General features: G+C 64.9%; 3 protein-coding genes. 1 reads left to right on the top strand and 2 read right to left on the bottom strand.

Translation table 11 applies throughout. The features are described from left to right. Window positions 1-321: 321 nt before the first annotated feature. Both smeE and B2527_RS07475 read right to left on the bottom strand, forming a co-directional pair. On the bottom strand, window positions 322-3,468 hold the full coding sequence (smeE, locus tag B2527_RS07470) for a multidrug efflux RND transporter permease subunit SmeE (protein WP_293707504.1): 3,147 nt from the start codon (window positions 3,466-3,468) through the stop codon (window positions 322-324). 12 nt (window positions 3,469-3,480) lie between these two features. Continuing rightward, a complete protein-coding gene (locus tag B2527_RS07475; RefSeq protein ID WP_293707506.1) occupies window positions 3,481-4,665 on the bottom strand; it encodes an efflux RND transporter periplasmic adaptor subunit in 1,185 nt (394 codons plus the stop codon). 230 nt (window positions 4,666-4,895) lie between these two features. Between B2527_RS07475 and B2527_RS07480 the strand changes: the two genes are divergently transcribed. Then, complete coding sequence (locus B2527_RS07480) at window positions 4,896-5,561, top strand: TetR family transcriptional regulator (RefSeq protein WP_293707508.1); 666 nt, start codon at window positions 4,896-4,898, stop codon at window positions 5,559-5,561. Window positions 5,562-5,752: the final 191 nt, after the last annotated feature.

Below are 5,752 nucleotides of genomic sequence, written 5' to 3' on the forward strand. Positions count from 1 at the left end.
GCATGGCTCGGCACTACACGCCTTTGCCCCCTCCCTTTGGCCGCAGGCCAAGGGAAGGGTTGGGGAGGGCTTGGCTTTTGGGCTTTTGGCTCTGCTGGTAAGGCCCCTGCCGAGCATGGCTCGGCACTACACGCCTTTGCCCCCTCCCTTTGGCCGCAGGCCAAGGGAAGGGTTGGGGAGGGGCGGGCTTTTCGGCTTTTGGCTCTGTTGGTAAGGCCCCTGCCGAGCATGGCTCGGCACTACCAACTGCCGCCTCCCACAAACGAGGACCAAAACAAAAGGCGCCTTTCGGCGCCTTCTGCTTGTCGCTACCCTGCCCCGTTACTGCGGCGGCAGGTCGTTGTTGCTGGCCAGCTGCTTGCGGTTGAACACCCGCTGCACCACCACGAAGAACAACGGGATGAAGAACAGGCCCAGCAAGGTGCCCACCACCATGCCGCCCAACACGCCGGTACCGATGGCGCGCTGCGCACCCGAACCCGCACCCGAGGCGATTGCCAGCGGCAACACGCCAAGACCGAAGGCCAGCGAGGTCATCACGATCGGACGCAGGCGGTCGCGCACCGCATGCATCGTCGCCTCGATCACACCCGCGCCCTTCTCCAGGTGCTCCTTTGCGAATTCCACGATCAGGATCGCGTTCTTCGACGTCAGGCCCACCGTGGTCAACATCGCAACCTGGAAGTACACGTCACGCTCCATGCCGCGCATGGTGTTGGCCAGCACCGCACCCAGGATACCCAGCGGGGCAACCATCAGCACCGCGGTCGGCACGCTCCAGCTTTCATACAGGGCGGCAAGGCACAGGAACACGATCAGCAGCGACAGCGTGTACAGCAGCGGCGTCTGCGAACCGGCTTCGCGTTCCTGGTAGGACACGGCCGTCCACTCGATGCTGAAGCCCGGTGGCAGCTGCTTGGCCAGCTTCTCCACTTCCAGCATGGCATCACCGGAGGCCACACCCGGTGCCGCCTCGCCCTGGATTTCCAGCGCCGACACGCCGTTGTAGCGCTCCAGACGCGGCGAGCCGTAATCCCAGCGCTGGCTGGCGAAGGCCGAGAACGGCACCATCTCGCCGGCGCTGTTCTTCACCGTCCACACGTTGAAGTCTTCCGGGTTCATGCGGAACGCATCGTCGGCCTGCACGTAAACGCGCTTGACGCGGCCGCGGTCGATGAAGTCATCGATGTAGCTCGAGCCCCACGCCGTGGCCAGCGTGCTGTTGATCGCATCCAGCGACAGGCCATGCGCACCGGCCTTGGCCACATCGATGTCCAAGCGCAGCTGCGGGGTGTCGTCCAGACCGTTCGGGCGCACGTTGGCCAGCAGCTTGCTTTCGCCCGCCATGCCCAGCAACTGGTTGCGGGCATTGACCAGGGCATCATGGCCAGCGCCGCTGTTGTCCTTCAGGAAGAAGGTGTAACCCGAGGCAATGCCCAGCTCCGGCATGGCCGGCGGCGGGAAGGCGAAGATGAAGGCGTCCTTGATCTGACCCAGCGCCGCCATCGCGCGGCCGGTGATCGGGCCCACCCCCTGGTCGGCACTGCGCTCGCCCCAGTCCTTGAGCTTGACGAAGGCCATGCCCGAGTTCTGGCCCATGCCGGAGAAGCTGAAGCCCTGCACCGAGAACACCGATTCAACCGCGTCCTTCTCGTTCTTCAGGAAGTGGTCTTCCAGCTTGTAGATCGACTCCAGGGTGCGCTCCTGGGTGGCGCCCACCGGTGCATTGACCAGCGCCATCAAGATGCCCTGGTCTTCATTGGGCAGGAACGAGCTGGGCAGACGCGCGAACAGCAGGCCCATCACCACCGCCAGCGCCAGGAACACCGCCATGAAACGGCCCGGGCGATGCAGGATGCCGCGTACGCCGCGCTGGTAGGTGCCACTGGTACGGTCAAAGCCGTTGTTGAACCAGTTGAAGAAGCGGCCCGAGATACCCTTGTGGGCAACATGGTGCTCGCCCTTCTTCAGCGGCTTGAGCATCGTGGCGCACAGCGCCGGAGTGAGCACGATGGCGACCAGCACCGACAAGGCCATCGCCGACACGATGGTCGCCGAGAACTGCCGGTAGATGACGCCGGTGGAGCCGCTCATGAAGGCCATCGGCACGAACACCGCCGACAGCACCAGGCCGATGCCGACCAGCGCGCCAGTGATCTGGCTCATCGACTTGCGGGTGGCTTCCAGCGGCGACAGTCCTTCCTCGGACATGATGCGCTCGACGTTCTCCACCACCACGATGGCGTCATCGACCAATAGACCGATCGCCAGCACCATGGCGAACATGGTCAGCATGTTGATGGAGAAACCCAGCACCGCCAGGATGCCGAAGGTGCCCAGCAACACCACCGGCACGGCGATGGTCGGGATCAGGGTGGCGCGGAAATTCTGCAGGAACAGGTACATCACCACGAACACCAGCACGATGGCCTCGAGCAGGGTCTTGACCACGCCCTTGATCGACACGCGCACGAACGGGGTGGTGTCGTACGGAATCACCGCCTTCATGCCGGCCGGGAAGTTGGCACGCAGCTCGTCCAGGGTCTTGCTGACGCCCTCGGCGGTTTCCAGCGCGTTGGCGCCGGTGGCCAGGGTGATGGCCAGGCCGGAGGCCGGCTTGCCGTTGTAGCGGGTGACGAAGTCGTAGGTTTCCGCGCCCAGCTCGACGCGGGCAACATCGCCCAGCTTCAGCGTGGAGCCGTCACTTTCCGTGCGCACCACGATGTTGCGGAACTGCTCCGGCGTCTGCAGGCGGTCCTGCGCATTGATGGTGGCGTTGAGCTGCTGGCCCTTCACCGCCGGCGCACCGCCCAGCTGGCCTACCGCCACCTGCGCGTTCTGTGCCTGCACGGCAGCCGTCACTTCGGCCACCGAGACCTTGTAGGTCTGCAGCTTGGTCGGGTCCAGCCAGATGCGCATGGCGTACTTGCCACCGAACACCTGGATCGAGCCCACGCCCGGCACGCGGCTGAGCGGGTCGACGATGTTGGAGCCGACGTAGTCGGAGATGTCGTTCTCATCCATGCTGCCGTCTTCGGAGACGAAGCCCAGCACGTTGAGGAAGCCCGAGCTGGACTTGGCAACGTTGATGCCCTGGCGCTGCACTTCCTGCGGCAGCAACGGCATGGCCAGCTGCAGCTTGTTCTGCACCTGCACCTGGGCGATGTCCGAATCGGTGCCGCTTTCAAAAGTCAGGGTGATGCTGGCCTGGCCGTTGGAGGAGCTGTTGGACGAGAAGTACATCAGGCCGTCCAGGCCCTTCATGTTCTGCTCGATGATCTGCGTCACCGAGTCTTCCACCACCTTGGCCGAAGCACCCGGGTAGTTGGCGGAAATGGACACGGCAGGCGGTGCGACCTCGGGGTACATCGAGATCGGCAGCTTGAGCATTGCCAGCGCGCCGGCAAGCATGATGATGATGGCGATGACCCACGCAAAGATGGGTCTGTCGATGAAGAAACGAGCCATGGGGTTCTCCGCTTACTGCTTGGCAGCCGGCGCCGCGGCGGGCGCGGCGGCAGGCTTGGCGGCTTCGGCACCCTTCTCGGTGGCCTGCACCGGCATCCCCGGGCCAATCTTCTGCAGGCCTTCGACGATGACCTTGTCACCGGCCTTCAGGCCATCCTCGACCAGCCACTTGTCGCCGACGGTGCGGCTGACGGTGACCGGACGCACGGCAACCTTGCCTTCGGCATCCACCACCATGGCCGAGGTATTGCCCTTGGCATCGCGGGCAATGCCCTGCATCGGCACCAACAGCGCATTCGGGCGCACACCACTGCCCAGCACGGCACGCACGAACATGCCCGGCATCAGCACCTGGTCGGGGTTTTCCACGCGCACGCGCAGCGCATAGCTGCCGGTGGACGGGTCGACGCTGACTTCGGAGAACTCCAGCTTGCCCTTGTGGGCATAGGTGCTGCCGTCTTCCAGCACGATGTCGACCGGCAGTTCCGAGGCACCTTCCAGGCGGCCGGCGGCCAGTTCCCGGCGCAGCTGCAGCAGCTCGGCCGAGGACTGGGTGACGTCGATGTAGATCGGATCCAGCTGGTTGATGGTGGCCAGCGGCTCGGCCTGGCCGGCGCTGACCAGCGCGCCCTGGGTGACCGAGGACTTGCCGATCTGGCCACTGATGGGGGCGGTGATGCGGGCATAGCCCAGCGTCACGTTGGCCGCGTCCAGCGAGGCGCGGGCGGCCAGCACGTCGGCCTCGGCCTGCTTCCAGGCGGCTTGGGCGTTCTCATCGTCCTGCACGCTGATCACCTTGGACTTGACCAGCTCGCTGCTGCGGCGCGCGGCCAGGCGCGCGGCATTGGCGCTGGCTTCGGCACGGGCCAGCTGCGCGCGGGCGCTGTTGGCCTGGGCGCGGTAGGCGGCGTCGTCCAACTGGTACAGCGGCTCACCGGCCTTGACCACACTGCCCTCGGTGAACAGGCGCTTGGCAACGATGCCGCTCACCTGCGGGCGCACCTCGGCCACCTGGTAGCCGGTGGCACGGCCGGCCAGCTCGCGGGTCAGGGTGACGGCTTCAGGCTTCAGCGTCACTACCGTGACCTGGCCCGGGCCACCTTGTTGCTGCTGCTCGCCGCCGCCCTTGCAGGCAACAAGCGCGACGGATAGTGCGAGGGAAAGCGCGACGAGGCGGTAGCGACTGATGGCAGGCATGAGAGAGGAGCTCAATAAGGAAAAGAGGCGCTCGAGGGTCGGGCGGAAGATGAGAGAGGCCGTGCCTATCCTTCCGTAACGCATACGTTACGGGTACAGCCGTGACCACCGCCACCACCGCACACATTCCCGCCATCCTGCAGAGCAAGCTGCGGAAATATACATACATGCATGGATGTTTGTAAACGACTACAATTCAGGCCGGTTTCATCCAGCATTTGCACACAGCAATGGCCAGAAAGACCAAAGAAGAGGCAGCAGCCACCCGCGAAGGCATCCTTGATGCCGCGCTGGCCTGTTTCCATGAGCATGGCGTTGCCGGCACCTCGCTGGCGGCGATCGGCGAACGTGCGGGTTACTCGCGCGGCGCGGTGTACTGGCACTTCAAGAACAAGACCGAAGTGCTGGAGGCCATGATCAACCGCGAGCGCGTGCCCTTCATCAACCGCCTGCGTCATGCCTATGCGCCGGAACGCAGTACCCCCATTGCCGACCTGCGCTCGGCAATGCTGATCTCGGTGGCTGAAATAGCCCACGACCAGCGCCTGCGCGACATGATGGAGATCATGCTGCGCAACGACCTGTCAGCTGAAAGTCTGGCCATGCAGAAGCTGCAGCGCGACAGTATTGACGAAGAAATGGAGATTTTCCGCCGCGTGCTGCTGCGCGCGCAGGAACTGGGCCAGTTGCGCGAGGGCGTCAGCATCGACACCCTCGCCCGCATCCTGCACGCCTGCCTGGTAGGCGTGCTGTACGGCGCGATGCTGCAACCTGCGTCTTTCGACCTGGAAGGCGACAGCCGCCAGACCATGGACGCCATGCTGGCCTACCACGTCACCCCGGGCGCCTTCACCCCCGGCGCCGACCCGCAGCCGCTACCAGACCCCACCGCCTGACCCACCGGTGGTGCCGAGCCATCTCGGCAAGGGCTCTACCCGTAACACCAACAGCAAAGCACCCACCCACCCAACCCTACCCCTTGCCTGCGGCAAAGGGAGGCTAAAGCGCGCAACCACCGCTGTAGTGCCGAGCCATGCTCGGCAAGGGCTCTACCCATAACACCAACCGCAAAGCACCCCTCCCAACC

The sequence above is a fragment of the Stenotrophomonas sp. UBA7606 genome (genome assembly GCF_002477705.1).
GTDB lineage: Bacteria > Pseudomonadota > Gammaproteobacteria > Xanthomonadales > Xanthomonadaceae > Stenotrophomonas.

Coding starts and splice junctions, on each gene's coding strand:
- smeE (WP_293707504.1), bottom strand. CDS start 3,468: ATGGCTCGTTTCTTCATCGACAGACCCATCTTTGCGTGGGTCATCGCC.
- B2527_RS07475 (WP_293707506.1), bottom strand. CDS start 4,665: ATGCCTGCCATCAGTCGCTACCGCCTCGTCGCGCTTTCCCTCGCACTA.
- B2527_RS07480 (WP_293707508.1), top strand. CDS start 4,896: ATGGCCAGAAAGACCAAAGAAGAGGCAGCAGCCACCCGCGAAGGCATC.